General features: G+C 69.1%; 29 protein-coding genes. 18 read left to right on the top strand and 11 right to left on the bottom strand.

The window, feature by feature from the left end; genetic code table 11:
- Nucleotide 1 precedes the first annotated feature (1 nt).
- Nucleotides 2–502, bottom strand: coding sequence for a PaaI family thioesterase (locus ACUWEX_RS02520; RefSeq protein WP_079726701.1), 501 nt, complete (start codon nt 500–502; stop codon nt 2–4).
- A 39-nt stretch (nt 503–541) separates the two neighbouring features.
- Entirely contained in the window at nt 542–1,108 is a 567-nt protein-coding gene (locus tag ACUWEX_RS02515) for an acyl-CoA thioesterase (RefSeq protein ID WP_445997016.1), read from the bottom strand.
- 224 nt (nt 1,109–1,332) lie between these two features.
- Here ACUWEX_RS02515 and ACUWEX_RS02510 point away from each other — a divergent pair, with 224 nt between their 5' ends.
- The 9 genes from ACUWEX_RS02510 to ACUWEX_RS02470 all read left to right on the top strand — a co-directional run bounded on the left by ACUWEX_RS02510 (nt 1,333) and on the right by ACUWEX_RS02470 (nt 9,513).
- Nucleotides 1,333–2,388 (top strand): NAD(P)-dependent alcohol dehydrogenase, encoded by a 1,056-nt coding sequence (locus ACUWEX_RS02510; protein WP_079726699.1) that lies wholly within the window; start codon nt 1,333–1,335, stop codon nt 2,386–2,388.
- A gap of 222 nt (nt 2,389–2,610) precedes the next feature.
- Nucleotides 2,611–3,615 (top strand): aldo/keto reductase family protein, encoded by a 1,005-nt coding sequence (locus ACUWEX_RS02505; protein WP_445997015.1) that lies wholly within the window; start codon nt 2,611–2,613, stop codon nt 3,613–3,615.
- Between the two features lie 27 nt (nt 3,616–3,642).
- Nucleotides 3,643–3,894, top strand: coding sequence for a type II toxin-antitoxin system Phd/YefM family antitoxin (locus ACUWEX_RS02500; RefSeq protein WP_445997014.1), 252 nt, complete (start codon nt 3,643–3,645; stop codon nt 3,892–3,894).
- Entirely contained in the window at nt 3,879–4,283 is a 405-nt protein-coding gene (locus tag ACUWEX_RS02495) for a PIN domain-containing protein (RefSeq protein ID WP_445997013.1), read from the top strand. The genes ACUWEX_RS02500 and ACUWEX_RS02495 overlap by 16 nt, the downstream gene beginning before the upstream one ends.
- A gap of 2 nt (nt 4,284–4,285) precedes the next feature.
- A complete protein-coding gene (locus ACUWEX_RS02490) occupies nt 4,286–5,683 on the top strand; it encodes a glycosyltransferase (RefSeq protein WP_445997012.1) in 1,398 nt (465 codons plus the stop codon).
- A gap of 78 nt (nt 5,684–5,761) precedes the next feature.
- Nucleotides 5,762–6,658: a DUF6518 family protein gene (locus tag ACUWEX_RS02485; RefSeq protein WP_445997011.1), complete on the top strand. Its 897-nt coding sequence runs from the start codon at nt 5,762–5,764 to the stop codon at nt 6,656–6,658.
- A gap of 55 nt (nt 6,659–6,713) precedes the next feature.
- Entirely contained in the window at nt 6,714–7,526 is an 813-nt protein-coding gene (locus ACUWEX_RS02480; RefSeq protein ID WP_445997010.1) for a PIG-L family deacetylase, read from the top strand.
- A 20-nt stretch (nt 7,527–7,546) separates the two neighbouring features.
- Nucleotides 7,547–8,269 (top strand): NUDIX domain-containing protein, encoded by a 723-nt coding sequence (locus ACUWEX_RS02475; RefSeq protein WP_445997009.1) that lies wholly within the window; start codon nt 7,547–7,549, stop codon nt 8,267–8,269.
- A gap of 164 nt (nt 8,270–8,433) precedes the next feature.
- Complete coding sequence (locus ACUWEX_RS02470; protein WP_445997008.1) at nt 8,434–9,513, top strand: inositol-3-phosphate synthase; 1,080 nt, start codon at nt 8,434–8,436, stop codon at nt 9,511–9,513.
- A 162-nt stretch (nt 9,514–9,675) separates the two neighbouring features.
- Here ACUWEX_RS02470 and ACUWEX_RS02465 read toward each other — a convergent pair whose 3' ends face one another.
- Nucleotides 9,676–10,785 carry a bifunctional 2-methylcitrate synthase/citrate synthase gene (locus tag ACUWEX_RS02465; protein ID WP_079726690.1) on the bottom strand — a complete coding sequence of 370 codons (1,110 nt, stop codon included), beginning with the start codon at nt 10,783–10,785 and terminating at the stop codon, nt 9,676–9,678.
- Between the two features lie 150 nt (nt 10,786–10,935).
- Here ACUWEX_RS02465 and ACUWEX_RS02460 point away from each other — a divergent pair, with 150 nt between their 5' ends.
- Nucleotides 10,936–11,472, top strand: coding sequence for a DUF4190 domain-containing protein (locus ACUWEX_RS02460; RefSeq protein ID WP_445997007.1), 537 nt, complete (start codon nt 10,936–10,938; stop codon nt 11,470–11,472).
- A gap of 110 nt (nt 11,473–11,582) precedes the next feature.
- Here ACUWEX_RS02460 and prpB read toward each other — a convergent pair whose 3' ends face one another.
- The 5 genes from prpB to ACUWEX_RS02435 all read right to left on the bottom strand — a co-directional run bounded on the left by prpB (nt 11,583) and on the right by ACUWEX_RS02435 (nt 16,814).
- Nucleotides 11,583–12,482 (bottom strand): methylisocitrate lyase, encoded by a 900-nt coding sequence (prpB, locus tag ACUWEX_RS02455; protein WP_445997006.1) that lies wholly within the window; start codon nt 12,480–12,482, stop codon nt 11,583–11,585.
- Between the two features lie 19 nt (nt 12,483–12,501).
- Nucleotides 12,502–14,025 (bottom strand): MmgE/PrpD family protein, encoded by a 1,524-nt coding sequence (locus tag ACUWEX_RS02450; RefSeq protein WP_445997005.1) that lies wholly within the window; start codon nt 14,023–14,025, stop codon nt 12,502–12,504.
- Between the two features lie 67 nt (nt 14,026–14,092).
- Complete coding sequence (locus ACUWEX_RS02445) at nt 14,093–15,085, bottom strand: SDR family NAD(P)-dependent oxidoreductase (protein ID WP_445997004.1); 993 nt, start codon at nt 15,083–15,085, stop codon at nt 14,093–14,095.
- A gap of 2 nt (nt 15,086–15,087) precedes the next feature.
- Complete coding sequence (locus tag ACUWEX_RS02440) at nt 15,088–16,269, bottom strand: thiolase family protein (RefSeq protein ID WP_445997003.1); 1,182 nt, start codon at nt 16,267–16,269, stop codon at nt 15,088–15,090.
- A gap of 2 nt (nt 16,270–16,271) precedes the next feature.
- Nucleotides 16,272–16,814, bottom strand: a complete 543-nt coding sequence (locus ACUWEX_RS02435) for a YbhB/YbcL family Raf kinase inhibitor-like protein (protein WP_445997002.1) — start codon at nt 16,812–16,814, stop codon at nt 16,272–16,274.
- A 183-nt stretch (nt 16,815–16,997) separates the two neighbouring features.
- On the opposite strand from ACUWEX_RS02435, the gene ACUWEX_RS02430 reads away from it, so the two are divergent.
- The 4 genes from ACUWEX_RS02430 to ACUWEX_RS02415 all read left to right on the top strand — a co-directional run bounded on the left by ACUWEX_RS02430 (nt 16,998) and on the right by ACUWEX_RS02415 (nt 20,883).
- The gene (locus tag ACUWEX_RS02430; RefSeq protein ID WP_445997001.1) at nt 16,998–18,170 is read left to right on the top strand and encodes an AI-2E family transporter; all 1,173 of its coding nucleotides are present in this window, start codon (nt 16,998–17,000) and stop codon (nt 18,168–18,170) included.
- A 35-nt stretch (nt 18,171–18,205) separates the two neighbouring features.
- Nucleotides 18,206–19,093 (top strand): peptidoglycan DD-metalloendopeptidase family protein, encoded by an 888-nt coding sequence (locus ACUWEX_RS02425; protein WP_445997000.1) that lies wholly within the window; start codon nt 18,206–18,208, stop codon nt 19,091–19,093.
- A 29-nt stretch (nt 19,094–19,122) separates the two neighbouring features.
- Complete coding sequence (gene trhO / locus ACUWEX_RS02420) at nt 19,123–20,058, top strand: oxygen-dependent tRNA uridine(34) hydroxylase TrhO (RefSeq protein ID WP_445996999.1); 936 nt, start codon at nt 19,123–19,125, stop codon at nt 20,056–20,058.
- Nucleotides 20,059–20,235: 177 nt separating this feature from the next.
- The gene (locus ACUWEX_RS02415) at nt 20,236–20,883 is read left to right on the top strand and encodes a DUF998 domain-containing protein (RefSeq protein WP_159449470.1); all 648 of its coding nucleotides are present in this window, start codon (nt 20,236–20,238) and stop codon (nt 20,881–20,883) included.
- Nucleotides 20,884–20,992: 109 nt separating this feature from the next.
- Here the strand turns inward: ACUWEX_RS02415 and ACUWEX_RS02410 are convergent, their stop codons facing one another.
- The gene (locus tag ACUWEX_RS02410) at nt 20,993–21,511 is read right to left on the bottom strand and encodes a GNAT family N-acetyltransferase (protein ID WP_445996998.1); all 519 of its coding nucleotides are present in this window, start codon (nt 21,509–21,511) and stop codon (nt 20,993–20,995) included.
- A 156-nt stretch (nt 21,512–21,667) separates the two neighbouring features.
- On the opposite strand from ACUWEX_RS02410, the gene ACUWEX_RS02405 reads away from it, so the two are divergent.
- Nucleotides 21,668–22,018 (top strand): hypothetical protein, encoded by a 351-nt coding sequence (locus tag ACUWEX_RS02405; RefSeq protein ID WP_445996997.1) that lies wholly within the window; start codon nt 21,668–21,670, stop codon nt 22,016–22,018.
- A complete protein-coding gene (locus tag ACUWEX_RS02400) occupies nt 22,015–22,638 on the top strand; it encodes a hypothetical protein (protein ID WP_445996996.1) in 624 nt (207 codons plus the stop codon). Before ACUWEX_RS02405 ends, ACUWEX_RS02400 begins: the two co-directional genes overlap by 4 nt.
- A 27-nt stretch (nt 22,639–22,665) precedes the next feature.
- On the opposite strand, the gene ACUWEX_RS02395 is transcribed toward ACUWEX_RS02400, so the two are convergent.
- Entirely contained in the window at nt 22,666–23,907 is a 1,242-nt protein-coding gene (locus tag ACUWEX_RS02395; RefSeq protein ID WP_079726677.1) for a GTP-binding protein, read from the bottom strand.
- Nucleotides 23,908–23,954: 47 nt separating this feature from the next.
- Between ACUWEX_RS02395 and ykgO the strand changes: the two genes are divergently transcribed.
- Together ykgO and ACUWEX_RS02385 are read left to right on the top strand one after the other, a co-directional pair.
- Entirely contained in the window at nt 23,955–24,077 is a 123-nt protein-coding gene (gene ykgO, locus ACUWEX_RS02390) for a type B 50S ribosomal protein L36 (protein WP_079726676.1), read from the top strand.
- 74 nt (nt 24,078–24,151) lie between these two features.
- Nucleotides 24,152–25,108 carry an L-lactate dehydrogenase gene (locus ACUWEX_RS02385; protein ID WP_079726675.1) on the top strand — a complete coding sequence of 319 codons (957 nt, stop codon included), beginning with the start codon at nt 24,152–24,154 and terminating at the stop codon, nt 25,106–25,108.
- A gap of 88 nt (nt 25,109–25,196) precedes the next feature.
- On the opposite strand, the gene ACUWEX_RS02380 is transcribed toward ACUWEX_RS02385, so the two are convergent.
- Nucleotides 25,197–26,126: an SDR family oxidoreductase gene (locus ACUWEX_RS02380; protein WP_079726674.1), complete on the bottom strand. Its 930-nt coding sequence runs from the start codon at nt 26,124–26,126 to the stop codon at nt 25,197–25,199.
- Nucleotides 26,127–26,129 lie beyond the last annotated feature (3 nt).

Raw genomic sequence — 26,129 nt, 5'->3', positions numbered from 1 at the left:
CCTAGCGCCCTTCGGGCAGCATCACGATCGTGGCCTGGGCTGACGCGCATCGACGCTCGGTCGGCGCGGCGGTCGCGGCATCGGCGGGCGCGGCATCGGCGGGCGCATCGACGGAGCCAGACGCATCGGATGCCGGAGCCGCCGTCGTCGCCGCGAACACGTCGACGTGCACCACGGCCTGGCGCCGCGTCGAGTCGACGACATGCGCGCGCGCCACCAGCTTGTCGCCGATGCCTGGCCGCAGGTAGGTGATGGTCAAAGCCGACGTCACCACGCGCGGCCCCAGCACCGTGGCGCCCGCGAACGTGGCCGTGTTGTCGGCGAGATAGGCGATCACGCCACCGTGCACATAGCCGTTCTGCTGCAGGTGGTGCGGCAGGATGTCGATGGCCATCGACGCGTTGCCGTCGCCGAAGTCGGTCATCTCGGCGCCGATGAACACGCTGAACGCCTGCGAGGCCAGCACGTCCTCGGCCGGATTGCGGGAGGAGGTATCAGTCATGAGGGTTTCCTTCTGTTCAGCGCGGGATCGCCGCGCGTCTTACCTCTTCGACCATACGCTCGGTGCGGGGGTGTGCGTGTTCGGCAGCGCGACATCCGAACCCCACTGCAGCAGGAACTCGGGCACCTCGAGGCCGTCGGGCGGTGTGCCGATCACCTCGTGCAATTCGGCGTTCGACACTGTGCCGCCGGACTTCTTCTTCAGCCGCCCGCGCACGAACGCCTGTGTGTAGATCTCACCGTCGACCACCACGCGATGCTCGATGAAGATGGCCTTGTGGTCATAGCCGATGACGCGCGACTCGATCACGAACGGCTGCCACAACCGCAGCGATCGCCGGAACGTGATGGTCTCGCTCGACACCACCGGATACCAGCCGCGTTTCGAGAACTCGGCCCACAGCCCCGACCGCACGAGCAGGTCATAGCGGCCGAGGTCGAAGATCGACAGATACACGCCGTTGTTCATGTGGCCGATCACGTCGAGATCGGTGGGCAGGGTGCGCACGCGCAGGTGCCCCACGTCGTAGTGGCCGATCGTGCGGCCCCGGCGCAGTCCCCGGCGCGACCGCAGGAACGTGAACAGGGTGCGAAAGATGAGATGCATTCGAGGGATGCTACGCCCGCGGCATCCGCGCCTCTGCATGTCTGTGCGCACCCCACAATCAGCCCGAGCGCAAGGCCCCCACGGCCTGAGTGGATGCCACAGAAAGCGCGAGTATTCTGACCAAGGCACATCGCCACACTCCCCCACCCTGCTCGGCCGGCCGCTCATCGCCAGTGGCTGGGCCCCCGGCTGGCGGGTGACCCGTCGACTTAGTGAGGATCCTCATGACGACCACGATCAACGCAATCAAGAAGCCCAACGCCGAGGCTCCCTTCGAATTCGGCACCATCGAACGCCGCGACCCGCTCGAACACGACGTCGTCATCGACATCAAGTTCGCGGGCATCTGCCACAGCGACATCCACCAGGCCCGCGAGGAATGGGGCAAGGCCATCTTCCCGATGGTTCCCGGTCACGAGATCGCCGGCATCGTCACCGAGGTCGGCTCGGGCGTCACCAAATACCAGGTGGGCGACCGCGTGGGCGTCGGATGCTTCGTCGACTCGTGCCGCGAGTGCGAGAACTGCAAGGCCGGCGAAGAGCAGTTCTGCACCAAGGGCAACGTGGCCACCTACAACGGCCGCCAGTACTCGGGCGAAGAGACCTATGGCGGCTACAGCGACACCGTCGTGGTCGACGAGAACTACGTGCTCGGCATTCCCGAGGGCATCGACCTCGACATCGCGGCGCCGCTTTTGTGCGCCGGCATCACCACCTACTCGCCCCTCAAGCACTGGGGCGCCGGCCCGGGCAAGAAGGTCGCCATCGTCGGCATGGGCGGCCTCGGCCACATGGGCGTGAAGATCGCGGCTGCCCTGGGCGCCGAGGTCACCGTGCTCAGCCAGTCCCTCTCCAAGGAGGAGGACGGCAAGGCGTTCGGTGCGCACCACTACTACGCCACCAAGGATGCCGAGACGTTCACGAAGCTGCGCGGCGAGTTCGACCTCATCATCAACACGGTCTCGGCCGATATCGATGTCGACGCCTACCTCTCCACGCTGGCCCTGAACGGCTCGCTGGTCTTCGTGGGTGCGCCCGAGAAGCCGCAGTCGTTCCGCGCATTCTCGCTCATCGGCGGGCGTCGCAGCCTCGCCGGCTCCAACATCGGCGGCATCCGCGAGACGCAGGAGATGCTCGACTTCTGCGCCGAGCACGGCATCGGCGCCACGGTCGAGGTCATCTCGGCCGACCAGGTCGACGAGGCCTACGACCGCGTCGTGAAGAGCGATGTGCGCTACCGCTTCGTGATCGACACGGCCACGATCCCCGCCTCGGCCTAGCAATTCCCCGCTGAGGCGAACAGCCTCGGTTTTCCCGAATGCCTCGGGCCCGCGCATCTTGTGCGGCCCGAGGCATTCGTGTTGCCAGGCGCCTCGAGCTCTCACGCCCTGTGCGGCCCGGGGCATTCGTGTTGCCGGATGCCGCACCCCCGCTCTGTCGCGCGCCCGGCCCATTCGCGCAACCCCTTTTCCACCCCCGGCGCCGAGGAGAAGGATCGAGACATGGAATTCCGTTACCTCGGCCGCAGCGGCCTCAAAATCTCTGAAATCATCTATGGAAACTGGCTCACCCACGGGTCGCAAGTCGAGAACGAGACCTCACTCAAATGCGTGCGGGCCGCGCTGGATGCCGGCATCACCACGTTCGACACCGCGGACACCTACGCCAACGGGGCTGCCGAGACCGTGCTCGGCGAGGCCCTGAAAGACGAGCGCCGAGCATCCCTCGAAATCTTCACCAAGGTGTACTTCCCGACCGGACCGAAGGGCCCCAACGACACGGGTCTGTCGCGCAAGCACATCCTCGAGTCGATCGAGGCGTCGCTCGAACGCCTGGGCACCGACTACGTCGACCTCTACCAGGCGCACCGCTACGACCACGAGACCCCGCTCGAAGAGACCATGCAGGCGTTCGCGGATGTCGTCCGCCAGGGTAAGGCGCTCTACATCGGCGTCTCCGAGTGGAACGCCGAACAGCTGCGCGCGGGCCACGAACTCGCCACCGATCTGGGCATCCAGCTCATTTCGAACCAGCCGCAGTACTCGATGCTGTGGCGTGTGATCGAGCAGGAGGTCGTGCCCACCTCGGCCGAGCTCGGCATCTCGCAGATCGTGTGGTCGCCCATCGCCCAGGGCGTGCTGACGGGCAAGTACAAGCCCGGAGCCGACCTGCCCGCGGGCAGCCGCGCCACCGACGAGAAGGGCGGCGCCGACATGATCAAGCGCTTCCTCAACGACGAGACGCTGACGGCCGTGCAGAAGCTGCAACCCGTGGCGGATGACCTGGGCATCACGATGGCGCAACTCGCCGTCGCCTGGGTGCTCTCGAACAACAACGTCGCCGGAGCAATCGTCGGAGCATCGCGCCCCGAGCAGATCGAGTCGAACGCCGCCGCCTCGGGCGTGAAGCTCGACGCCGACGTGAAGAAGGCCGTGGACGACGCGCTCGGATCACTACCCGAAACCGACCCGTCGCAGACGAAGTCCCCGGAGAAGCGCCTGGCGTAAACGACATGAATCAGATAATCTGATTTCATGCACATGCTCAGCGCAACCGAGGCCAGCCGGTCGTTCGCCGCCGTGCTCGACGATGCCGAGCACGGCGAGACGATCGTCATCACTCGTGGCGGCCGGCGCATCGCCACGATCGGTCCGGCATCCTCGAGCAACGGCGGGGCCTTCCTCGCCCTGCTGAAAGATCACAACGTCGACCCCGATTTCGCCGCCGACGTCGCGTCGGTCGACGATGTCCTCGCCGAGGAGAGGGACGAATGGCCCGCCGACTGATCGTCGACACGGGCGTGCTCGTGCAGGCCGAACGCGACGGCTCGTTCCTCGACGGGGTCGTGGCCGAGGATGACGACCTCGTCATCGCCGCCGTCACGGTTGCCGAGCTTCTCTACGGCGTCGAGCTCGCGACCGATGAGCGGCGCCCGCGGCGCGAGCGGTTCGTCGAATCGATCATCCGCGAGATCCCGATCGAGGACTACGACGACGACGTGGCCGAAACCCATGCGCAGCTTCTTGCCCACACACGCCGGGCGGGCAAGAAGCGCGGAGCACACGACCTGATGATCGCGGCCACGGCTTCGGTGACGCGACGCACCCTCCTCACCACCGATCGTGCGACGCACTTCGGCGAGCTGCCCGGGGTGCGCTGCATCGAGGTGGGCTAGGCGTGGTTTCGGCCCCTCGCCCCCGCGTCGCCCTCGTCTCCCTGCACACGTCCCCCCTGGCCACCGCCGGATCGGGCGACGCGGGCGGCATGAACGTCTATCTCCGCGCGTTGGCCGACGGCCTCGTCGCCGACGGCTTCGACGTGGATGTCCTCACCCGCCGCACCGCTGCCGACCAACGTTCCGTCACCACACCGGGCGGCACCCGCGTCCTGTTCCTCGAGGCCGGGGCCACTGCATCCGTGGCAAAGGAAGAGCTGCCCGGGTTGGTCGACGCATTCACGGCGAGCGCCCTCGCCGCTGGCCCCTATGATCTCGTGCACTCGCACTACTGGCTGTCTGGCCTGGCTGGCGAGCGGCTGGCCGCGGCATCCGGCGCGCCGCACCTCGTCACGTTGCATACGCTCGCGGCGCTGAAGAACGAACTCCTGGCCGATGGCGACACCCCCGAGCCTGAGGCGCGCGTGGCCGCCGAGCGAACACTCCTGGCAAACGCCACCGCCGTTCTCGCCGTTTCCCAGGCGGAAGCCGACGCGGCCGTTCGCCTTGCCGGGGCCCCGCGCGAGCGCGTGCGCGTGGTTCTCCCCGGGGTCGACACCCGACTCTTTCGGCCCCTCTCGCCGTTCGAGGCGCAGCAGGAGCCCGTCGGCGGCACTGACTGCGGCGACTCACGATCCGATGGATCGCGTGGCGACACGAGCGTCGACCGCCCAACGGTCGTCGTAGCGGCACGGGTTCAACCGCTGAAAGGGCAGGATCTCGCCGTTCGAGCGATTGCAGCGCTCCCCCGGGATCGTCGGCCGCAGCTCATCCTGGCCGGCGACGCTACGGCCAGCCACGCCGCCTATGTCGCCGCATTACACGACCTCATCGAGGAGTTGGGGTTGCGCTCAGCGCGTTGCAATCATGCGCGCGCCACCGTCGGCGCGGCTCACACGACGGGCGACGGGCCCGATGCGGCAGACTCCGGCGCTGAACCGGTTCGCGACGCCAACCCTGCCCGCGACGCCGACGTCGACCCCACTCGCGACGCCGACGTCCTCTTCGTCGGGCCGCTCGAGCGCGAGCAACTCGCTGAGACCCTGCGCCGGGCCTCGGCCCTCCTCATCCCCTCGTACTCCGAGACGTTCGGGCTCGTGGCGCTCGAGGCTGCGGCCAGCGGCATCCCGGTAATCGCGTCGCGCGTCGGCGGCCTGCCCGAAGCCGTCGGCGACAACGGCATCCTGCTCGACGACCGCAGTGCCGAATCGTGGGCGGCCGCCCTCGACGCGGTCCTCACCGAGGCGCGCGACGCCGCCGGTCGCGCCCGCTTGCGGTCTCGAGCCGTTGCCCACGTCGCACCCTTCCGCTGGGATGCCGTCGCGCTCCGCTTCGGCGACATCTACCGCTCGCACCTCTGACTCGAATACATCCTCAGGTCTATGCGCATGCGCCGCACGGCCGATGTGCGCCGCCCCCGTCTCGTCTTCACTGGGAAGATGACCTCCCCCACCTCGCGCGTTCCGTCGGTAGCAGCGCCGACCACGGCCCACCCCACCATCGCGCGCGGAAGCCTGACCTATCAGGCCCCCGCGACTCTGGCACGGGGGACGTCCAAGACGCCATCGCCGGCCAAGGCCTCCGACACGAGCAAGACCCTCGCCACAGCGACGCCCGTTTCAGTCGAGTCGCCGGAAGTCACCCCCGCCCGGCCGCCCGCGGGGATACAGAACGGTAGTGCGACATCGACACCAACGCCGACATCAGCGCGGGGCGTTCAATCCGCCAGGCCTCGCCCCCTCTCCCGCGCACTCCTCCTCTCGGCCGTCGCCATCGCGGGGGGTCTCGTCGTGGGCGGCATCACGTCGTTCGGGCAGCTGCTGCCCGGCACGCTCAACTGGCTGGCCAATTCGGTGGCCGGATGGAGCATCCCCATGATCCTGCTCGTGGCGTGGGCGCGCGGCGGTGTGTTGCGGTCGGCCATCACGGGCGGGCTCGTTTTCGTCGCGATGTCGCAGGGCTACGCGCTCGTCTCGACGCTGCGGGGCTATCCGGACCAGGGCATCCGGTGGGCTCTCATCGGCCTCGTCGCCGGGCCGGTGCTGGGCGCAGCGACGGCCCTGCTCCGACACGAGAGTCGGCGCATCGTGGCGATTGCCGCGGGGGTGCTCGGCGGCGTCATACTGGGCGATGCCGTGCACGGTTTCGTCGCGATCCCCGCCGGTTGGGGCTCCTGGGTGATCGTCGCGAGCGGCGCCCTCGCCTTCCTCGTGGTCACGGCCGTCGTGCTGCTGCGAGCCTGGCGCCCCACGCTCCTCCTCGTCGCCACGGCTGCGGTCGTCGCCTCGGCCTACGCCCTGCTGCTCGACCCGCTGCTCGGCCTCGTCTTCCGGTAAAGGCCGCAGCCGCCGCAAGCCATGTCGCGTGCCCGACCTCGGGTAACATCGCCCGGTGACCTCAGAACCCGTCGTGTTGCTCGGCATCCGCCCCACCCGCGTCGCTTTCCTGCACGCCCACCCCGACGACGAGACGCTCGCGACCGGCCACCTGATCGCCTGGCTGACCGAGAGTGGATGCGAGGTGCACATCGTCACGGGCAGCCGCGGCGAACGCGGCGAGGTCGTTCCCGGCCCTCTCTCGGCCCTCGAAGGAACGCCAGCCCTGGTCGATGAACGTGAGCGCGAACTCGAACGAGCCCTCACCGCTCTGGCCGGCGACAGCGCCGCCCTGCACCACGTCTTCCTCGGAGCATCCGGAGCCCGGGCCGGCGGCCTGCCCGCGCGGCGCTACCTCGACTCGGGCATGCGCTGGGGAGCCGACGGTTTCGCCGAAGCCGACGGAACCGCCGACGCCCGCTCCTTGAGCCTCGCGCCCCTCGACGAAGTGACGGCCGACCTCGTCGCCGCTCTCGACCGCATCCGGCCCGATCTCGTGGTCGGCTATGACGAGCGCGGGGGCTACGGTCACCCCGATCATGTTCGGATGCGTGAGGCCGGGTTCGCCGCAGCCCGCCGGCTCGAGCTGCCCTTCGCCGAGGTCGTCGAGAGCCCCGCCGAGGCGGAGGCGTTCCACTTCGACGCCGCGCCCGCTGCGGCTGCGCAGACCCATGTCTTCCGCCGGGACTTCGCGGCGCAGCATCCCCGTGTCATGGCGGCGCTCGGCGCGCACCAGAGCCAGCTGCGCGTGGACGGCGACGACGTGGTGCACTCGGGCGGCCAGCGCCAGCACGTGCCGAGCGTTGAGACGCTGCGCCTCGTGCGCTGAGCCCCGAATACGATGGCGGCATGGCTTCTTTCCCGAATGACGAGTCCGCGACAGCATCCACCGACGCCCCCACACCGGGTGCCCTGACGCCCGACAGCCGCGGCCGCACGGGGTTGCACCTGACGGGCGCCGACCTCGACCGCAACCCCGATGTGCGGGTGCGCAATGTCGAGGTCGTCTCGGATGGCTGGCACGTGCTGCGCCGCACGACGCTCGACTACCGCGGGCGCGACGGAGCTTGGGCCACCCAGCAGCGCGAGACCTACGACCGGGGCAATGGCGCGACCATCCTGCTCTACGACCTCGAAGCCCGCACGGTTTTGCTGACGCGGCAGTTCCGCTTCCCCGCCTATGTCAACGATCACCCCGACGGAATGCTCATCGAGACGGCCGCCGGTCTGCTCGATGGAGACTCCCCCGAGACGGCGATCCGGCGCGAGGTGGCCGAAGAGCTGGGCGTGACCGTGGGGCCCGTGCGGCCCGTTTTCGAGTTGTACATGAGCCCGGGTTCGGTCACGGAGCGCGTGCACTTCTTCGTGGCACCGTGGACGTCGGCCGATGTGACGGGTCCGGGCGGCGGCGTCGCCGACGAGGGCGAAGAGATCGAGGCGCTCACGATCCCCTTCGACGAGGCACTGCGGATGACGACGGACGGACGTATCGCCGACGGCAAGACCGTCATCCTGCTGCAGTGGGCGGCGCTCAACCTCTTTGCCTCGCGCCTCACCTCGGCGACCGACTAGGGCTCTGCACAGCTAGCCCTCGGCCGAGTTATCCACAAGGCCCGCCATCGGCCTGCCCGCACCCAGCCCATTGTTCTAGAGTGGGAAGTCGGCGACGAAGCCGCACCACAGAACGTTAACGAGAGTTCAGGCCGCAGAGTCGGCCGTTTAAGGATCAGAACCACATGGGTATTCGTGTTGCAATCGCCGGCGTCGGAAACTGTGCGAACTCACTCATCCAGGGCGTCACCTATTACGCCAACGCCGCAGACGACGAGACCGTCCCCGGCCTCATGCACGTTCGTTTCGGCCAGTATCACGTGCGCGACCTCGAGTTCGTGGCCGCCTTCGACGTCGACGCCAAGAAGGTCGGGCTCGACCTCGCCGAGGCCATCTGGGCCAGCGAGAACAACACCATGAAGTTCGCCGATGTCGCGACCACCGGTGTCGCCGTCAAGCGCGGCCCCACGCTCGACGGCCTGGGCGAGTACTACCGCGAGCTCGTCGACGAGTCCGAGGCCGAGCCCGTCGACGTGGTGCAAGAGCTGCGCGACTCGGGTGCCGACGTGCTCGTCTGCTACCTGCCCGTCGGGTCGGAGGAGGCCGCGAAGTTCTACGCGCAGGCCGCTCTCGACGCGGGTGTCGCGTTCGTCAATGCCATCCCCGTGTTCATCGCCAGCGACCCCGCGTGGGCGCAGAAGTTCGTCGACGCGGGCGTGCCCATCGTCGGCGACGACATCAAGAGCCAGCTGGGCGCCACCATCACGCACCGCGTCATGGCCCGCCTGTTCGAGAGCCGCGGCCTGAAGATCGACCGCACCTACCAGCTCAACGTCGGCGGCAACATGGACTTCAAGAACATGCTCGAGCGCCGCCGCCTGCAGTCCAAGAAGATCTCGAAGACGCAGGCCGTCACCTCCAACATCGTCGAGAATCTGCCGGCCAACGATGTGCACATCGGCCCGAGCGACCACGTGCCGTGGCTCGACGACCGCAAGTTCGCCTACGTGCGCATCGAGGGCCGCGGCTTCGGCGACGCGCCCGTCTCGCTCGAGTACAAGCTCGAGGTGTGGGACTCGCCCAACTCGGCCGGCATCATCATCGACGCCGTCCGCGCCGCCAAGCTCGCGCTCGACGCCGGCCAGGGCGGCCCCATCGAGTCGGCCTCGGCCTACTTCATGAAGTCGCCTCCCGTGCAGCACCCCGACGACGAGGGCCGCGAGCTGCTCGAGGCGTTCATCGCCGAGACCCGCGCCGCCGAATAGGCAGCGGCTCCGCACTTCCGGTCACACAACGGCCCGGTGTCATCCCTCGCGGGTGGCACCGGGCCGTTGCGCTGGGGCCGCCACTCTTCGCGCGGCCCCTCACCATCTCGTCCGTCGCGCACCCACCACGGCCGCTCGTCGGCTGTCTCCCCGGGCCGAGCCCTAGAGGTGCCGCTCGTCGGGGCCGTTGTACTCCGACAGGGGGCGGATGAGGGCGTTCGACGCGAGTTGCTCGCGAATGTGGGCCGTCCACCCGACCACGCGCGCGGCCACGAAGAGCGGCGTGAACGTTCCCGTGTCGAAACCCATCAGGCGATAGGCCGGGCCGGAGGGGTAGTCGAGATTGGGCTTGATGTTCTTGCGCTCCTGCATGGCCGTCTCGAGCGTCTCGTAGAGGTCCATCAGGTCGCGCTCGCCCGACGCCTCGACGAGGGTCTCGAGCGACGCCCGCATGGTGGGCACGCGCGAGTCGCCGTTCTTGTAGACGCGGTGGCCGAAGCCCATGATCTTGCGTTTGGCGGCAAGGGCCTCGTCGAGCCAAGCGGGGGCGGATGCGGCATCCCCGATCTCGTCGAACACGTGCATGACGGCCTCGTTCGCGCCACCGTGCAGCGGGCCCTTGAGCGCACCGACCGCGGCCGTCACCGCCGAGTAGAGGTCGGCGAGCGTGGACGTGACGACGCGGGCCGTGAACGTCGACGCGTTGAAGGAATGCTCGGCATAAAGAATCATCGACACCGTGAAGGCGTCCACGATCTCTCGTGAGGGCACCTCACCGAACGTCATGTAGAGGAAGTTCTCGCTGTAGCCGAGGTCGTCTCGGGGATCGACGAGCGAATCACCCCGGCGGCGGCGCTGGTCATAGGCCACGATGGCGGGCAGCTGGGCGAAGAGGCGGATGGCCTGGCGCAGCGTATTGGCGTCGCTCAGGTCCTCTGCGCTCGCGTCAGTCGCCCCGATGGCGCTGACGGCCGTGCGCACGACATCCATGGGGTGGGCGCTCGTCGGCAGCAGGTCGATCACGGCGCGCACGCGGTTGTCGAGGGCCCGCTGCGAGCGCTCGGACTCCTCGAAGTCGGCGAGCTGCTCGAGCGAGGGAAGCTCACCGTGCCACAGCAGATAGGCGACCTGCTCGACGCTGCACGACGCGGCCAGCTCCTGCACCGGATAACCCCGATAAAGCAGCGAGTTCGTCTCGGGATTCACCTTCGAAACGGCGGTGTAGTCGACGACGACCCCCGCCAAACCCTTCTTGATGTCGGGCTCGGCCATGTCTGCTCCCTTGCATTCGACCGGGTGGATGCCCACCCACCCCTGCATGCTACCCGGCGCCGCCCCGAAGAGGCAGGTGGATGTCGCGGCCCCGCGCTCCGGCCACACGACGCCCCGGCGCGCTAAGGTCGCACACAGAAAGGGGAATCCATGTCACAGAACGACCCGAACGGAACGCCTTCGAACGAGGGCCACAATTCTCAGCCTCCCGCCTACCCGCAGAGCGGCCAGCAGGGCCAGGGCCAGTACGGCCAGCCCGGCGAGCAGTATGGCCAGCAGCCGCAGTATGGTCAGCAGCCCGCATATGGCCAGCAGCCGCAGCAGTACGGCGGCCAGCCCAACGCCCCGCAGTACCCCCAGCAGGGCGGCTACCCCGACCAGAACCAGGGCCAGTCCTCGTCCTACCCGGGCAAGATCCTCGGCATCGTCGGCCTCATCGTCTCGTTCCTCGGCGCGTTCTCGATCATCGGACTCATCCTCAGCATCGTCGCCTTCGTCCAGTCCAAGAAGGCCGGCCGCAAGAACGGTATCGCCCTGGCCGGAATCATCGTGGGCGCCATTGTCACCATCCTGGTGATCATCGGCATCATCGCGATCGCGGGCGCACTCGCGCACGTCGTGGAGGTGTGCGCCGAACACGGCGACGGCACGTTCACGCAGGACGGCGTCGACTACACCTGCGGCTGAGTTCCTCGACCGTCAGAACGAGGCTCACTCACTGCTGCACGTCGAGAAACGCCCGCCCCGAGCATCCGGGGCGGGCGTTTCTGCGTGACAGGACGCGGTGAGGCGGCCGGCTACTTCTCGATGCGGAACGTGTAGACCGAGTTGTCGAAGTGGTTGTAGCCCTCGTAGTCGATGAGGTCGTAGAGGTCGGCGCGGTGCTGCATCTCGCCGAGCTTCGACGACAGCGTGCCCACCTCGTTGAGCGTGTCGAGCGCACGTTCGGCCGCGCCCACGGCCATGCGCAGCAGCGACACGGGCCAGATGACGATGTTCACGCCCACCGATGCCAGCTGCTCGGTCGTGAACAGCTCGCTCTTGCCGAACTCGGTCATATTGGCCAGGATCGGCACGTCGACGGCCCGGCGCACGGCCTCGAACTCGTTGAGGTCGCGCATGGCCTCGGGGAAGATGGCGTCGGCTCCGGCATCCACCAACGCTTTGGCGCGGTCGATGGCGGCGTCGAGGCCATCCACGGCGCGGATGTCGGTGCGCGCCATGATGAGGAAGTTGGGGTCGCGGCGCGCATCGACGGCGGCCCGGATGCGCTTGAGCGCCGTCTGCTCGTCGACCACCTGTTTGCCGTCGAGGTGCCCGCAGCGCTTCGGGTTGACCTGGTCTTCGATGTGGGTTCCGGCCAGGCCCGCATCTTCCAGCTCTTGGATGGTGCGCGCCACGTTCATGGGCTCGCCGAAACCGGTGTCGGCGTCGACGATGGCGGGCAGCTCGGTCATGCGGGCGATCTGTTTCGACCGCCCGGCCACCTCACTCAGCGTCGTGAGCCCGATGTCGGGCAGGCCGAGGTCGGCACTCAGCACCGCGCCCGAGATGTAGACGCCGTCGAAGCCTTTGCGTTCGATCAGGCGCGCGGTGAGCGGGTTGAAGGCGCCGGGGAACCGCAGCAGCTCGCCCGTGGCGAGTCGCTCGCGGAACAGGCGGCGCTTCTCGGCGGGCGATGTGGTGGCGTAGAGCATTGTTCTCCTTCGGGGCCGTTTAGAAGAGGCCGTGCGGCGGTTCGATCGAGGCGAGCACACCGGGGGCGGCCTGGATGGTGAGCTGACCCACTTCGTCGGCCGTGAGCTCGGGCAGGCGCTCGGCGAGCGCGAGGAAGCGCTCGATCTCGCTTTCGTCGAGCACGGGGGCGGCGAGCATCCGGAATTTGGCGATGTAGTCGGCGCGACCGAACGGGCGGGCGCCGAGGGGGTGGGCGTCGGCCACGGCGATCTCGTCGACGATGCGCGTGCCGTCGGTCAGCTCGATCTCGACGCGGCCGCCGAAGGCCTTCTCGGCGGGGTCGGTCGAGTGGTAGCGGCGTGTCCATTCGGGGTCTTCGGCCGTGGTGATCTTGTGCCACAGTTCGACGGTGTCGGGGCGCGCGGCGCGGGCCGGCGTGTAGGAGTCGACGTGGTGCCACGCGCCGTCTTGCAGCGCGACGGCGAAGATGTAGGGCACCGAATGGTCGAGCGTCTCGCGCGTTGCCTGGGGGTCGTACTTCTGCGGGTCGCCGGCGCCCGACCCGATCACGTTGTGCGTGTGGTGCGAGGTGTGGATGACGATGCGCTCGACGTTGGCGGGGTCGGCGAGTTCGGGGTGGCTGCCGTGCAGGCGGCGGGCCAGGTCGATGAGCGCCTGCGCCTGGTATTCGGCCGAATGCTCTTTCGTGTAGCTGTCGAGGATGCTGCGCTTCTGCTCGCCCGCATCGGGCAGCCACACCTCGTAGGACGCCTCGGGGCCGCCCAGCAGCCAGGCGATCACGCCGTCTTCGCCCTCGTAGATGGGCACGGGAGACGTCTGCCCGCGCATGGCCCGGTCGACGGCCTCGATGGCCATCTTGCCGGCGAAGGCGGGGGCGTGCGCCTTCCACGTCGAGATCTCGCCCTTGCGGGATTGGCGCGTGGCCGTGGTGGTGTGCAGCGCCTGGCCGACGGCCTGGAAGATCGTCTCGGCGGGCAGGCCGAGCAGGGTGCCGATGCCGGCGGCGGCCGAGGGGCCGAGGTGCGCGACGTGGTCGATCTTGTGGGCGTGCAGGCTGATCGAGCGCACGAGGTCGATCTGGATCTCGTAGCCCGTGGCGATGCCGCGCACGAGGTCGTGACCGGTGGCGCCCACGTGCTGGGCGACCGCGACGATGGGCGGGATGTTGTCACCGGGGTGCGAGTACTCGGCCGCCAGGAACGTGTCGTGGTAGTCGAGTTCGCGCACCGCCACACCGTTGGCCCACGCGGCCCACTCGGGCGAGACGCGGCGCGAGGCGGCCGGGCCGAAAACCGTCGAGCCCTGACCGCCCACCGACACGGGGTGCGCGAGCGCCTGCGACCGGGCCGAGACGACGGGCGAGCGCGTGAGGGATGCCGCAGCCACCGCGGCATTGTCGATCACGCGGTTGATCACCATCTCGGTGACCTCGTCGCTCACCGCCACGTCGTCGACGGCGACCTGGGCGATCTTCCAGGCCAGCTGCTCGGAGCGCTCGAGGTTGTCGTCGCTCGGGTGGGTGCGAACGGTGGTGGTGGACATCGGGGGCCTTTCGTGGGAGGAGCGTTGCCGCCCGCGGGCGACCGCGGTGTCGACCCATCCAGCCTACCTAGCGCGGCGCCATGCGGATCGCGCCGTCGAGGCGGATGGTCTCGCCGTTGAGATAGGCGTTCTCGGCGATGGACTCGACGAGCTGCGCGAACTCGTCGGGCAGGCCCAGGCGCTGCGGGTAGGGCACCTGTTCGCCGAGCGACGCCCGGGCACGTTCGGGCAGCCCCATCATGAGCGGCGTCTCGAAGATGCCCGGCGCGATGGTGTTCACGCGGATGCCGTAGCGCGCGAGTTCGCGGGCCAGGGGAAGCGTGAGCGAGTGTATGGCGCCCTTCGACGCGGCGTAGGCCGGTTGGCCGATCTGCCCGTCGAACGCGGCGACGGAGGCCGTGTTGATGATGACGCCGCGGTCGGGCACGCCGCCCTCGCCGGTCGCCGAGGCCGTTCCGGGTCCGGCTCCGGGTCCGCGTGGGGATCCCCGCCCCGCCCCGGCGTCATCGGCCATCGCCTGTGCCGCCAAACGCGTGACGTTCACGGTGCCCAGCACGTTCACGCGCAGAACCCGGTCGAACGCCGCGAGATCGAGCGGCCCATCCCTACCGAGCAGCTTGGCGGGTGTCGCGATGCCCGCACAGTTGACGACGACGCGGAGCGGCGCGAGCTCGGTGGCGAGCCCCACGGCCGCCGCGACCTGCTTCTCGTCGGTGACATCGGCGGGGGCGAATTCGATGCGCGGCAGGTGCTTGTCGGTGCGACGGTCGGTGCGACGACGCGAGGTGCGCGCGGTGGCCTGAGCGGCCTGATTGGCCTGAGTGGATGCCGCCGAGGAGCCCGCGCCTGCGCCGGAACCGCTCGCCGCGACATCCGACCCGCCCGCCGCCGAGGCCCCGGGGCGATTCGTGCGCAACTCCTCGGCAACGGCAGCTCCATCGGAGGTCGGCAGATCGACGAGCACCACGTGCATGCCGGCCGCCGCGAGCCGCGTGGCGGTCGCCCGCCCGAGCCCGGACGCGGCTCCCGTGACGATCGCCGACATCTTCGCGTATCTCATCCTCAGAGCCTCTCGATGATGGTGGCGTTGGCCATGCCGCCGCCCTCGCACATGGTCTGCAGGCCCCAGCGCCCGCCCGTGTCTTCGAGCTGGCCGATCAGCGTGGCCAGCAGTTTGGTGCCCGAAGCGCCGAGCGGATGTCCGAGCGCGATGGCCCCACCCTTGGGGTTCAGTCGCTCATCCGACGCACCCAGGTCGTGCTGCCACGCCAGGGGCACGGGCGCGAAGGCCTCGTTCACCTCGAAGGCGTCGATGTCGTCGAGGCTCAACCCCGTGCGCTCGAGGATCTGTCGCGTGGCCGGAATGATGCCCGTGAGCATCTCGATGGGGTCGCTGCCGACGACGCGCGAGGCGTGGAAGCGGGCGCGCGGCGTGAACCCGTGCCGGGCCGCGGCCTCCTCGCTCATGATGAGCACGGCCGAGGCGCCGTCGGTGAGGGGCGACGCATTGCCGGCTGTGATGCTCCAGCGGATCTCGGGGAAGCGCGCGCAGAACTGGGCGTCGCGAAAGGCGGCGGGCAGGGAGGCGAGGCCGTCGGCGGTGGTCGCGGCGCGCACCGTCTCGTCGCGGTCGACGAGGGGGCCGGCCGGCACCTGCACGGGCACGATCTCGCGGTCGAAACCGCCGGCGTCGCGGGCCCGGGCTGCACGTTCGTGTGAGCGTGCGGCGTATTCGTCGAGCTGGCGGCGGCTGAAACCCCAGCGGGCGGCGACGAGCTCGGCCGAGATGCCCTGGTGCACGAGCCCGTCGGGGTAGCGTTCGTGCAACAGGGGGCCCGAGGCATCCGCGCCGCCCTGCGCCTGGCCGATGGGCGTGGATGACATGGACTCCACGCCGCCCGCGATGACGATGTCGTAGGCTCCCGCGATCACACCCTGCGCCGCGAACGCGACGGCCTGCTGGCTCGAACCGCACTGCCGATCGATCGTGGTGGCGGGCACCTCGACAGGGAAACCGGCGGCCAGCACGGCGTTGCGTGTGACGTTGACCGATTGCCGACCCGATTGCGTGACGCATCCGCCGATGACGTCGTCGACGAGGGCCGGGTCGAGATCGTTGCGCGACACGAGGGCGCGCAGGGTGCCCGCGAACAGGTCGACGGGGTGCACCTGTGACAGCGCTCCGCCCGGTTTTCCCCGGCCGGAGGGGGTGCGCACGGCGTCGACGATGACTGCGTGCGGCATGACTACTCCCCGCTGCCCTGACCGAACGAACCGGTGCCGACCAGGATGGCGCGCGCCAGCGTGTGGAAGTGCAGGTTGAATCCCAGCACGGCGGGCGTCGACTCACGGTCGATGTCGAGCTCGGGCACGTCGACGGCGTGCACGACCACGTAGTAGCGGTGCTCACCCGTTCCCTCGGGCGGTGCCGCGCCCGCGAAGCTCGTCAGGCGCAGCTCGTTGGGCAGCGTGATGGCGGTGTGGGGCAGGGCGTCGCTGTCCGGCGCGCCGGCTCCGCTCGACAGGTCGGTGACGTCGGCCGGGATATTGAACACGGCCCAGTGCCAGAAGCCGGAACCCGTCGGCGCATCCGGGTCGTAGACCGTCACGGCGAAGCTCTTGGTCTCGGCCGGGAAGCCCGACCAGCTGAGCTGCGGCGAGACCTCGTCGCCACCAGAATCGGCGGCGTACTGGGCCAGCGCGAGCGGCTCGCCGTCGGTGACATCGGTCGACGTGAGCGTGAACGAGGGCACTTCGTCGAGCCGGGCGTAGGGATCGTAATCGTACATTGACTACTCCGTTCCAGGGATCGTGCGTCGGTAGAGACACCCTACGCCGCCGCCATCCGAGCACTCCGAGAGTTTGTCGGCGAGCGCAACCCCCGCCCGTTTTCGCGCCCGCGCGACACGCGCGGCATAGGCTGGCCGTGACCGGATCAGGATGGCCGACGCCGCACGCCGACGCCACGACGCATGAACGAGGACCCGATGTTCCGCAAGAAGACCGTGAAGAGCGCGCAGCCGAGCGCTCCCGTCGCCCCCATTCCGAGCGACCCGAAGCCGGGGCTGCGCACCATGTGGACCGACAACCTCGGTCGGACCGCGACCCGCAGCATCCAGATCATTGCCGTTCTGCTGCTCGCCGTCGCCCTGATCTTCGCCCTCATCAACCTGAAGGTCGTCGTCATCCCGGTGATCATCGCGCTGATCCTGGCCTCGGCGCTGCATCCGCTCATCGCCTTCATGCGCAAGCGTGGCGTGCCCTCGATCGTGGCCACCTGGGTGGCGCTCGTGCTGGCCATTGTCGTCATCGGCGGCGTCATCACGCTCATCGTCTTCGCCGTGCAGAACCAGTGGTCGTCGCTCGTGAAGAGTGCCGAGGACGGTGTCGACCAGGTGCAGAAGTGGCTGCAGACCACGAACCTGCCGATCGACGAGGCGCACCTGCAGGACCTGCAGAAGACCGCCACCGACTTCCTCACGTCGAGCCAGTTCGGTTCGGGTGCGCTCGCCGGCGTCACGGTCGTGGGCGAGATCGCCACGGCCGTCGCGCTGGGCGTCGTCGTCCTCTTCTTCTTCCTCAAGGATGGCCCCGAGATGTGGGCCTTCCTCATCAAGCCGCTCTCGCCGCACAACCACCAGCGCTTCGAGCGCATCGGCAACCGCTCGGTCTCGGTCTTCGGCGGCTATGTGCGCGGCACCGCGATCGTGGCCCTCGTCGACGCGGTCGGCATCGGCATCGTGCTGTCGATCCTGCAGATCCCGCTCGCCATCCCGCTGGCCGTCATCGTCTTCATCGGCGCGTTCATCCCCATCGTGGGTGCGACCGTCGCCGGCATCCTCGCGGCGCTCGTGGCGCTCGTCACCAACGGGCTCTGGGCCGCCGTCTGGGTGGTCGTGGCCGTGGTCGGCGTGAACCAGCTCGAGGGCAACTTCCTGCAGCCCATCGTGATGGGCAAGTCGCTCAAGCTGCACCCGCTCGTCATCCTGATCGCTCTGGCCGCCGGCACCATCCTGGGTGGCATCATCGGCGCCATCCTGTCGGTGCCCATCGCGGCCGTGGCGTGGGCGATCATCAAGACGTGGAACGAGGACGACGTGCCCGGTTCGCACCTGCCCGCGATTTCGCGACGCAAGGGCGCCTGAGCCGGCCGAAACCCCTCTCCCCTAGGCTTGTCGGGATGTCTTCTCCCGCCTCGCCCAGCATCCCGCCCGCAGCCTCGACCGAGCCCCGCCCGCGCCCGCACGCCTGGCTGCGCGGAGCCGCGCCCACCGCGGGTCTCATCGTCATCGGCTGCGCGCTCCTGCTGCAGGTCGCCATCGTCGTGTCCGGCGTCGACGCCCGGCTCGTGCCGGCGGTGCTCGGCATGGTGGGAGCGCTGCTCATCGCTCTCGGCGCCTACTTCGGCAGCGCGTCGCCGATCGTGCGCGAGGGTTCGATCGTCGTCGACTCGCCCGTGCGCGGGCGCTGGCAGGCCGTCAACTCGCCAGCCTCCGCCACGCCGAGCCACGGCCTGCACACGCTCGGCCAGACCTGGGCCGTCGACCTGATCGGCATTCCCGACGACCGCCATCGCCCGGTCTACGGCCGCACGGTCACGGGCTACCTCCCGCCCACCGATTTCCCGGGCTTCGGCCTGCCTGTGCACGCCGTCGCCGATGCCACGGTCGTCGCCCGGCACGACGCCGAGGTCGACCACAAGACGCGCTACTCCTGGGATGCCATCCTCTACATGACCGTCATCGAGGGTTTCCTGCGCAGCATCGGCGGCCCCCGCAAGATGATCGGAAACCACGTCGTGCTGCGCCTCGACGACGGCACGTTCTTCACCTACGGGCACCTGCAACGCGGCTCGGTTCGCGTGAACGTGGGCGATCGGATGCGCGCGGGAGACGTGCTCGCGGCGTGCGGCAACAGCGGCAACTCGTCCGAGCCTCATCTGCACGTCCAACGCCAGGACCGCTCGGGCGCCACGCTCGCGACCGGCCTCCCCTGGGCCATCCGCGGTGCCGGCCGGGGCGGACGCGACGGTTTCCCGCTGAACGGCGAGAACTGGGTGTCGGAGTGACCCCGACCGACCGCGCGTAAAATCGTCGGGTGGCCCTCTCCAAGATCCTGCTCTACTACGCGTTCACGCCGCTCGCCGACCCCGAAGCGGTGCGCCTGTGGCAGCGCGAACTGGCCGATCGCTGGGGCGTGCGTGGCCGCATCCTGCTCTCGAAGCACGGCATCAACGGCACGGTGGGCGGCGAGATCGACGCCGTGAAGCGCTACCTGCGGGGCACACAAGAGTTCGCGCCGTTCAAGAACCTCGACGTGAAGTGGTCAGACGGCTCGGGTCTCGACGCCGAGGGCCGCAGCCTCGACTTCCCCAAGCTGACCGTGAAGGTGCGCGACGAGATCGTGTCGTTCGGCGCGCCCGACGAGCTGGTCGTCGACGAGGCCGGAGTGGTGGGTGGCGGCATCCATCTGCAGCCCGAGGAGCTGCACGAGCTCGTGCAGAGCCGAGACGACGTCGTGTTCTTCGACGGCCGCAACAAGTTCGAGGCCGAGATCGGCCGGTTCAAGGATGCCGTCGTGCCCGACGTCTCCAACACGCGCGAGTTCGTCGCCGCCCTCGATTCGGGCGAATACGACCACCTCAAGGGCAAACCCGTCGTCACCTATTGCACGGGCGGCATCCGCTGCGAGGTGCTGTCGAGCCTCATGACCTCGCGCGGGTTCGGCGAGGTCTATCAACTCGACGGCGGCATCGTGCGCTATGGCGAGCAGTTCGGCGACGACGGCCTCTGGGAGGGGTCGCTCTACGTGTTCGACAAGCGCATGTCGCTGGAGTTCAGCGATCATGCGGCCGTTATCGGGGCCTGTGCGGTCTGCGGCGCGTCGACCAAGCGCATGCAGAACTGCGCGGATGCCTCCTGCCGTGAGCAGCTGGTCGTGTGCGAGTTGCACGACCCCGCGTCGGTGTTCTGCGGGGCGCACGCGGCTGCGGCCTCGACGGCGGCCACGACAGCGGCAGACGCTGCGCACTGACCGCGCTCGGGAGGTTTCGCCCGCCGGGGGTTTTCCCGGCCCGGGTCGAATGAGTACGATCGACGGACGGTCGACCGCTCGGTGGGCGCGAGACGCCGGCCCTGCCGTGCGAGAACGGGGATGTCGGTGGCGAACGATCTGCAACGCGGCGCGCCTCGGCATCCGCATCGTCTGCGCGTGACCGGGGCGATCCTCATCATCGCGGCCATCGTCACCGTCTGGACGTTGCGCGTCGTGGCCGGGCGCCCCGTCTATGTCAGCGAGTTGGGCGCCACCGGTGTCGCCACGGCCCCCTGGTTCAACGCGTCGCTGCTCGGCATCGCCGTCGGCGGCACGCTCATCGCGCTGGGCACCCGGTCGGTGCGCTCGACGACCCGCTGGTTGAGCGCCTGGCCCGTCGCCGCGACCCTCGTCTTCGCGTGCGTCATGTTCGCGCTCGCGTCGCAGGTCACGTGCACGCCCGGCTGTCCCGTGCCCTTCACGTCGGGCAGCACCGTGCAAGACCTCGTGCACACGTCGAGTGCCGTGCTCGGTTTCGCGGCCGGCGGCTACGCCTGCATCCAGGTCGCTTTCCTGCGCCACCGCCGCCGCCTGGCGCGCATCTCGGCCACGGCCGGCATCAGCATGCTCGTCGTGGCGAGCGTCGGCGGCCTGCTCTCGGTGGCCCAGCTCGGCACCGAGATCGGAGGGGTGCTCGAGTTCACCGCCATGACTATCGCCCTGGCCTGGCTCGCCATCTATGGGCTGACGGCCACGGATGCGGATGCGGCACCCGCCGTCGAGCCGTCGCTCGAGGTCTCCGGGCTCGCCTCAGAGCCGGCCTAGTCGCGAGACGATCTCGTCCGCGAGTCGGTCCCGTCCGCGGGTCGGCCCGCGAGTCGGTCCCGTCCGGAGGTCGATCTCGTGCCCGCGTCGGTGTCGTTCGCCAGTCGGGCTAGACCGCGTCGAGGAACTTCTCGTAGCAGAGCGACCACGGCATCGTCTCGCGGTAGGGCTCATAGACGGGGATCGCCCGATATCCGATGCGCTCATAGAGCGCGACAGCCTCGGGCTGCTTGGTGCCGGTCTGCAAGATGATGTGCGTCTCGTCCTCGGCACGCGCGACGTCCTCGACGGCCGCCATGAGGGCCCGACCGAGACCCTGCCCGCGCTGACCGCCCGTGACGATGAGGCGCTTGACCTCGAGCACGCCGTTCAGCCAGCGAACGCCGACGTGGCCGATGGGTGTGCCCCCGGCATCCACGGCGAGGATGGTTCGCACCACGCCCGCGGGATCGACGGCGAGCGCGCGCATCCGGGCCTCGGTGACCTCGACGGGCTCGTCACCGTGCGAGGAGCCGTAACGCTCGTCCATCTCGGCCTCCATCTCGGCGCGCAGGGCGACCGCGCGGGGGTCGTTCCAGTCGACGTTCTCGAGGGCGAAGGAGGCGGGGGCGGGGATGGACGTGCTCACCTCCTCACACTAATACAGCCGGCAAGCGGCCCAGGGCCGGCCCGAGGAGCGCTCCACGAACAACCCGCCGACGGCCCGGGGCGGACAGCGCGAGCGCCCCACCGGCTCGCGCGAAGCCCCTCCCGCCGCCCCCGTGTTGCGCCGACAGCCCGTTCCGTGCGACCGTCAGGTGTGTTCGGCCTCGGTCTCCTCTGCCTCTTCGTCGGTTCAGCGCTCGGCGGCTACTCGGTGCGCCGCACGATCGCGCGACGATTGGGCACCGGGCCCCTCGTGCGGCAGGGCATCGTCGCTGCTCGTGAGCCGGGCTCAGACATCCCCCACCCTCGCCTGCCCGAGGCCATCGCCCGCACCCTCAACATCCTGCTCGTCGTCGCGGGTGTCGTGTTGCTGTGGCCCACGATCGGCGCGGGCACGATCGCGCTGGCGGCCCTCATCTTCGGGGTGGATGCCGCGCTCTGGCTGACCTCGGTGTGGCAGGTTCGCCGGGCTGCGCAGGAGCAACCGTGAGTGCGAGCGACGAATACCGTTTCGAGGGGCGCATCGCGGGTTTCGGCACGACCTCGGGTGTTCGCCTCGTGGTGGGCATGTGGCAGCGGTCACCGCTCGGGGCCTTCACGGACATCTTCCTCGAGGAGGCGAACGGCCACCGCATCCTCTTCGCCCCCTCTCAGGCCGTCGCGGACTTCGTCTCGGGCACGTACACGTTCGACGAGACCCGCATCATGCCGGTGCAGACGACGCGTGTGGCGGGGGGCCTTCGCGTGGTCGCGGGCGATGAACTCGAGCTCACCATCACCATCGGCCCCCTCACGCCGCTCGGCCGGTTGCTGCGTGCCGTGCCCGGTTTCCTAGCCACGCGCCCGGCCTGGCTGCGGCTCATCGACCCGGTCGCGGCGCTCCTCGTCCCGGGCGTGCACACGGCGGGCAGCGCGGGCAACGGCCGCACCGAGTTCTATGGCGTCACCGCCCTGCGCGCCATCACCGCGGTTTCGGGATGCCGCGACTCCACCGACTTGGGCACCCTCGCGCGCCTCGACCCACCGGTCTCCTTCGGTTTCGGATCGGCCCCGCCCGAGCCCCAACTCGCCGACGTCGTGACCACCATCCGCGAGCGCCCGCAGCGCTGAGCGGCCCCGGCGCCAAGCGGCGTCACACTACAAACGGCGCTCGGCGCCATCCTCCCAGCGGGGAAGCGGGTCGGGCAGCCGTCGCCACAGCCCCGGCCCCGCCAGGAACTCCGCGTCGGTGAGAGCGCACGCGTCCAACGCCCCTGCGAGCCCGGGCTCGTCGAGGTAGATGCCCTGGAACACGAGGTCCTGTCCCACCGCGAGCAATTCACTCCCCGCCAACGCCGCCATGGGCTGAAACGAGATCATGCGCCCGATATGGTCCCAACGCGCCGGGATGCCGGGGCGCGTCGCAAACGAACAGAAACCGGCCGAGCGCACGACCGCGCCGAATGCGCCCGCCTCGATCTCGCCGTCCAGCAGCCTGACGATCCGGTTCGGATGGAAGGGCCGCAGTTGCTGATACCGAAAGGTGCTCACGGCGCGGTCTGTCACATGCGGGCGGTGTTCCCCGTTCAACGCGCGCACCCATCCGGGTTGCTGCGTCGCCGCGTCGATCCTTCGAGCGGCGCCGGCCAGGTACCCCCCGAATCTCGTGCCCGTCGCGTTGGTGACCCCCGCCGCTTTAGTGACCCCCGGCGCGTCGGTGATTCGCGCCCCGTGGGTGGTGTCGGCCGCGCTGTCCTCGGCATTCCCACCGCGCCCACTTGACGCGCGACGAGCGAGACGCATCCGAGCGCCCGGGGCGAGATGTCCGATGAGTGCCATCAGAATCGACAGCTCGGCCTGGTCGAGGTGTGCCCAGTCCACGAGGATGACGGTGCTCGCGAATTCGATCTGGGTCACCGTGAGCAGCGCCCGGGCGGTGTAGGTCTCGGCATCTGATTCGTGCGGGCCGTCATCCCCCACGGGTTCGACGAGATAGCCGTCGTCGCCGAGGTCGGATCGAAACCGGCCGGCGTCTACGACGGTGACGACGCCGACGACCACGGTGTCTTCCGGGGCATCGGGCCCCGTGAGAGCGCCGATCGCCTCCTCGGGACGCGTGTCGTCGGGCAGATCGAGGACGAGGCGCCGCGGGCGGGTGTCGCGGGCCGCCGTTGCGAGAGCATCAGCGAGTCGCACCGCCAGTGGGCCCCCGCTCGCGCGCGGAGCGACCCGGATGCGGGCGTCCCCGCGGCTCTGGGCGATGGCCGCGGCCTGCTCGTGTCGATGCGTGGTGCACCGGCCGAAGACGAGCACGACTTCGGTGTGGGCGGGTCCCGCGTTTCTCGGGCGGTCGCGTGCCGCGCCATCCGGGCCGGTGGGGGCGTTCGAGTCATCCTGCATGCGTCTACGCTATCTTATTGATAACTGTTATCAATAAAGGAGTTGCAATGAAGGTTCGCTCGTCGATCAAGTCCTTGAAGAATCAGCCGGGCTCGCAGGTGGTGCGCCGCCGCGGCCGCGTATTCGTGATCAACAAGCTCAACCCGCGATGGAAGGGCCGTCAGGGCTGAAGCTTGCACAAACTCTCAGCCGCGGGCGGGGTCGGGGCTGCCCGCATCCGCCCGCGGCACGGCAGGATGGAGGTATGAGCGTCGTCGAGAACACGAAACTGGCCATCATCGGAGCGGGAAGCGTGGGCAGCTCTCTTGCCTACGCGTCGCTGATCCGCAATAGTGCCCGCGAGGTCGCGTTGTATGACGTGAACACGGCCAAGGCCGAGGCCGAGGTTCTCGATCTGGCGCACGGCACGCCGTTCACGGGGGCGTCGCGCATCACGGGCGGCGGCGATATGGATGTCATCGCGGGCGCCAATGTCGTGGTCATCACGGCGGGTGCCAAGCAGGAGCCCGGTCAGACGCGCATCGACCTGGCGGGCACGAACGCGCGCATTCTCGAGAAGATCATGCCGCAGCTGGTGGAGCGCGCCCCGAAGGCCGTCTACATCCTGGTGACGAACCCGTGCGATGTGCTCACGGTCATCGCCCAGCAGATTTCGGGCCTGCCTGCGGGCAAGGTGTTCTCGTCGGGCACGGTGCTCGACTCGGGTCGCCTGCGGTGGCTGCTCGCGGAGCGCGCCGGGGTGGCGGCCCAGAGCGTGCACGCGTCGATCGTGGGCGAGCACGGCGACAGCGAGTTTCCGTTGTGGTCGCAGGCATCCATCGGTTTGACGCCGCTGCGCGAGTGGACGGATGACTCGGGCACGCAGGTTTTCACGCGCGACGTTCTCGACGCCCTGCGCGATGACGTGGTGACGGCGGCGTATCGGGTGATCGCGGGCAAGGGTGCCACCAACTATGCGATCGGTTTGTCGGGCGCGCGCATCGTCGAGTCGGTCTTGCGCGACGAGCGCGCCGTTCTGCCGGTCAGTTCGGTGTTGTCGAACTATCGCGGCATCGACGGTGTGGCGTTGAGCGTGCCGTCGATCGTGGGTTCACGCGGTGTCGAGCGTGTTCTCGATGTGCCGATGGATGACGGCGAGCAGGAGTTGTTGCAGCGCTCGGCCGACGCCCTCTCCTCCACGATCAAGACTCTCGGCTACTGACCTGCGGCCGCCCTCTCGCTGGACCGTTCGCAGCGGTGCAGCTCGCGCCCTCAGCTTGCGGGCGTAGGTTGCGGCAGCGCCGTGCCCGTCAGCTCGCGGGTGTCGGCTGCGGCAGCGCCGTTCCCGTCAGCTTCTCGGCGACGGCCCACAGCCGCGCCGCGGCGTCGCTGTCGGCCATGCGCTTGGTCACGCGCGCCGGCGAGACGATGCCCGTGAGCTCGAGTTTTCCGTTCGGGCCGTAGTAGCCGCCATTCTCTGCGGCCGGATCGGCGACGGCGAACAGCATCGGCTCTGCGCCGCGGTCGGCTTCCTGGATGGGCAGGAAAGGCACGTTGCCCATATAGCTCTTGTTCGGCATGGACTTGCCGAGGTAGCGCCCGGTGCGGGTGATGTTGGTGTTGGACAGCCCGGGGTGCGCGGCGTTGCTGATCAGGCGCCAGCCGAGCCGCCGCGACGTCTCGGCCAGGTGGCTGGCGAGGTAGTAGTCGGCCAGCTTCGTTTGCCCGTAGGCAACCATGGGGATGTAGTGACCCACCGAATCGAGGTCGTCGAAGCGCATGACGCCCATCCAGGCGGCAACGCTCGACATCGTCGACACACGGGGAGCCTCGGACCGCAGCAGCGCAGGGAGCAGCAGGTTGGTGAGCGCGAACGGGCCGAGGAAGTTCGTTCCCATCTGCATCTCGAACCCGTCGACCGTGACCATCCACTTCGGCGGCGCCATCACACCGGCGTTGTTGACCAGCGCGTCGATGTGGTCGTAGTTGTCGTCGACCTCCGCGGCGAAGCGACGCACCGACGCGAGGTCGGCGGTATCGATGAGACGCATCTCGACCCGGGCATCGTGGTGCTCGGCGCGGATGTCAGTCAGCGCCTGCTCACCCTTCTCGGGGTTGCGCACGGCCAAGATGACGTGCGCGCCGGCACCGGCCAACCGCGTGGCGACTTCTTTGCCGATGCCGCCGCTGGCGCCCGTGACGACGATCGTTCGGCCGGTCTGGTCGGGTACTCGGTACATTCG

The sequence above is a fragment of the Okibacterium fritillariae genome, from assembly GCF_052783725.1.
The sequence above is the reverse complement of the archived record's forward strand: the minus strand, read 5'-3'. Positions and strand labels throughout refer to the sequence as shown.

Excerpts from the sequence above, each read along its gene's own strand:
- ACUWEX_RS02505 (WP_445997015.1), top strand. The coding sequence starts at position 2,611 with ATGGAATTCCGTTACCTCGGCCGCAGCGGCCTCAAAATCTCTGAAATC.
- ACUWEX_RS02465 (WP_079726690.1), bottom strand. The coding sequence starts at position 10,785 with ATGGCCGAGCCCGACATCAAGAAGGGTTTGGCGGGGGTCGTCGTCGAC.
- ykgO (WP_079726676.1), top strand. The coding sequence starts at position 23,955 with ATGAAGGTTCGCTCGTCGATCAAGTCCTTGAAGAATCAGCCGGGCTCG.
- ACUWEX_RS02520 (WP_079726701.1), bottom strand. The coding sequence starts at position 502 with ATGACTGATACCTCCTCCCGCAATCCGGCCGAGGACGTGCTGGCCTCG.
- ACUWEX_RS02485 (WP_445997011.1), top strand. The coding sequence starts at position 5,762 with ATGACCTCCCCCACCTCGCGCGTTCCGTCGGTAGCAGCGCCGACCACG.
- ACUWEX_RS02440 (WP_445997003.1), bottom strand. The coding sequence starts at position 16,269 with ATGCCGCACGCAGTCATCGTCGACGCCGTGCGCACCCCCTCCGGCCGG.
- prpB (WP_445997006.1), bottom strand. The coding sequence starts at position 12,482 with ATGCTCTACGCCACCACATCGCCCGCCGAGAAGCGCCGCCTGTTCCGC.
- ACUWEX_RS02445 (WP_445997004.1), bottom strand. The coding sequence starts at position 15,085 with ATGAGATACGCGAAGATGTCGGCGATCGTCACGGGAGCCGCGTCCGGG.
- ACUWEX_RS02395 (WP_079726677.1), bottom strand. The coding sequence starts at position 23,907 with ATGCAGGATGACTCGAACGCCCCCACCGGCCCGGATGGCGCGGCACGC.
- ACUWEX_RS02500 (WP_445997014.1), top strand. The coding sequence starts at position 3,643 with ATGCACATGCTCAGCGCAACCGAGGCCAGCCGGTCGTTCGCCGCCGTG.
- ACUWEX_RS02475 (WP_445997009.1), top strand. The coding sequence starts at position 7,547 with ATGGCTTCTTTCCCGAATGACGAGTCCGCGACAGCATCCACCGACGCC.
- ACUWEX_RS02470 (WP_445997008.1), top strand. The coding sequence starts at position 8,434 with ATGGGTATTCGTGTTGCAATCGCCGGCGTCGGAAACTGTGCGAACTCA.
- ACUWEX_RS02425 (WP_445997000.1), top strand. The coding sequence starts at position 18,206 with ATGTCTTCTCCCGCCTCGCCCAGCATCCCGCCCGCAGCCTCGACCGAG.
- ACUWEX_RS02515 (WP_445997016.1), bottom strand. The coding sequence starts at position 1,108 with ATGCATCTCATCTTTCGCACCCTGTTCACGTTCCTGCGGTCGCGCCGG.
- ACUWEX_RS02385 (WP_079726675.1), top strand. The coding sequence starts at position 24,152 with ATGAGCGTCGTCGAGAACACGAAACTGGCCATCATCGGAGCGGGAAGC.
- ACUWEX_RS02510 (WP_079726699.1), top strand. The coding sequence starts at position 1,333 with ATGACGACCACGATCAACGCAATCAAGAAGCCCAACGCCGAGGCTCCC.
- ACUWEX_RS02380 (WP_079726674.1), bottom strand. The coding sequence starts at position 26,126 with ATGTACCGAGTACCCGACCAGACCGGCCGAACGATCGTCGTCACGGGC.
- ACUWEX_RS02450 (WP_445997005.1), bottom strand. The coding sequence starts at position 14,025 with ATGTCCACCACCACCGTTCGCACCCACCCGAGCGACGACAACCTCGAG.
- ACUWEX_RS02495 (WP_445997013.1), top strand. The coding sequence starts at position 3,879 with ATGGCCCGCCGACTGATCGTCGACACGGGCGTGCTCGTGCAGGCCGAA.
- ACUWEX_RS02430 (WP_445997001.1), top strand. The coding sequence starts at position 16,998 with ATGAACGAGGACCCGATGTTCCGCAAGAAGACCGTGAAGAGCGCGCAG.
- ACUWEX_RS02435 (WP_445997002.1), bottom strand. The coding sequence starts at position 16,814 with ATGTACGATTACGATCCCTACGCCCGGCTCGACGAAGTGCCCTCGTTC.
- ACUWEX_RS02460 (WP_445997007.1), top strand. The coding sequence starts at position 10,936 with ATGTCACAGAACGACCCGAACGGAACGCCTTCGAACGAGGGCCACAAT.